This window comes from uncultured Campylobacter sp. (genome assembly GCF_937949835.1).
Lineage (GTDB): Bacteria > Campylobacterota > Campylobacteria > Campylobacterales > Campylobacteraceae > Campylobacter_B.
Map to the genome: position 1 here is coordinate 1 of NZ_CALEDC010000492.1, position 1,908 is coordinate 1,908.

The window sequence follows — 1,908 nt, forward strand, 5'->3', positions numbered from 1 at the left end:
GATCTACTATCAAACGCCGTGTTAGTCGGGGTTTCCTCGGCTATAAGCGCAGTAAGCACTATATTTGTAGGATTTGAATTGTTTAATCCATCAGTTTTTATGATAAGCATTTATTGTGTATGCACAGCGGTATATCTGATCTATCAACTGCTAGTTAGTAAAGAGCTTTACGATTGCAGCGGAGAGAAAAACTATCTAAGAGCGTTTTATGTTATTGCAGCTACGGAGATAGTAACTCTAGTCTTGATAGCGCTTGACTCACAGCTTTTCGCCTTAGTATTTGCCATAGGGTGGTTAGCTTCGGTAATTCTAAATGTTTCGGCGGTTTATGGCACTAGGGAGGTTACCGCTTCAAAAGGCGGCTACGGCCTAGTGCATCTGGCGTATCACGTAAGGCAGATGAATAGGCGGGAGTTTTAGGTATTTAAATTTAAGGGGCGATTAGTATAATCTTATATTATTTTAAAAAAGGAGTTTAAAATGACTTTTATGGAGTCTGTGCAAACTTGCGTAAAGCAAAAATACGCCGCATTTAGCGGGCGAGCATCGAGGTCGGAGTACTGGTGGTTTTTTCTATTTACCGTGCTTGGCGGGATTGTTTTGAGCTTGATAGATGGCGTTTTAGGCACTACGATAGGGTACAATCAAATAATAGCCGGCAGGATCGTCCATCAAGAAATCGGCATTATAGATGCGCTTTTTCAACTAGCCATGCTCGTGCCAGCCATCGCCGTATCAGTCAGGCGACTACATGACACCGATAGAAGCGGCTGGTTTTTTCTGCTTATTTTAACGCCGATCGTGGGTGCTTTTTTCGGCGATATCGGACTTTTAGTATCATTTGTGGGTTGGATAGTGCTGCTTGTATTTTTCGTGCAGCGCGGCGATAGCAGGTCCAATCGCTTCGGATACGATCCGCTATGATGAAGCTCTAAAGCTTTGCGGAATTTTAGAATTCTAAAATTCCGTGCAGATAAAATTCTTTGTATTATCACTTAAAATTCTACGCATAAGCACTTTGTAGCGCTAAATTTTTCTTCAAATAAGCTTTGGAAATTCTCTTTAATTGATTGCCGTTATCTGTAACTTAGAATTTTTATATTATAATGGCTCTTAAAATTTTATTTTAGAAAGGATGAAAATGAAAGAGAGAATCGAGGCGCTGTTTGCGCAAAATCCTAAAATTTCGATCGCGCAGATCTGCAAGGAGCTGGGTGCGAAGGAGATCGACGTGTTGCTAAACCTGCCCGAGCGCTTCGGAAAGAGCGCGGGCGGCGATAAATTCTGCGAGGTCATTAGGGAGCTTGAGGGCTGGGGCGAGGTGCTTTTCGTAAAAAATACGCCGAGCTTCATCATCGAGTTTAAAACCAAGATCCCAAGCGGCAAGAGCGCGCGCGGATTTTATAATTTCGGCATGGGCGCAAACGGCGATGAGGCGCACGGGCTGGGCATTTTAGCAGGTCATCTAAAGACGGATGATATCGATAAAATCATCCTTGTGACGCAGACCTTCATGGGGATGCTCTCGAAATTTGTGGGCTTTTACGACAAGGCGGGCGAGAATATCTTTAAAATTTACGTCTCGCGCGATGAGAAAGGACAGCTTCTAGCCGAGCAAGACGCGAAATTTGAAGCGCTAAAAGCCGCGATTTAGCGCTCGCGCAAGGCTTGTTTTGCGCGGCTTGCGTAAATTTACCCTTATGCGGGTATTTAGGCTTGATCTCGCCCTTTACGTGCGAGATCAAATCCGTAAAATTCTACTGCGAAATAACACTACATGCACTCCTACGCGTTTGCGCAAGACTCGTCTTGCTCTGCTCGCTCATCGCTTGCTTAACGGCGCGTTGAAATTCTACGGGGCGCCAACCAAGGCGCTTTAGGCTAGCCAATAAGATTTTAGGCAAAATT

The 1,908-nt window shown here is 44.3% G+C and carries 3 protein-coding genes; all 3 read left to right on the forward strand.

Features of this window, described 5'->3' with window-relative positions:
* Positions 1-420: hypothetical protein (locus Q0256_RS10900; RefSeq protein ID WP_297963024.1), on the forward strand; the 420-nt coding region annotated here is incomplete at its 5' end.
* Positions 421-480: 60 nt separating this feature from the next.
* Positions 481-924, forward strand: a complete 444-nt coding sequence (locus Q0256_RS10905) for a DUF805 domain-containing protein (protein WP_297963027.1) — start codon at positions 481-483, stop codon at positions 922-924.
* Positions 925-1,141: 217 nt separating this feature from the next.
* A complete protein-coding gene (gene hutX / locus Q0256_RS10910; protein WP_297963030.1) occupies positions 1,142-1,654 on the forward strand; it encodes a heme utilization cystosolic carrier protein HutX in 513 nt (170 codons plus the stop codon).
* Positions 1,655-1,908: the final 254 nt, after the last annotated feature.

What these genes read in the sequence shown, in the direction of transcription:
- hutX (WP_297963030.1), top strand. Translation starts at nt 1,142, where the DNA reads ATGAAAGAGAGAATCGAGGCGCTGTTTGCGCAAAATCCTAAAATTTCG.
- Q0256_RS10905 (WP_297963027.1), top strand. Translation starts at nt 481, where the DNA reads ATGACTTTTATGGAGTCTGTGCAAACTTGCGTAAAGCAAAAATACGCC.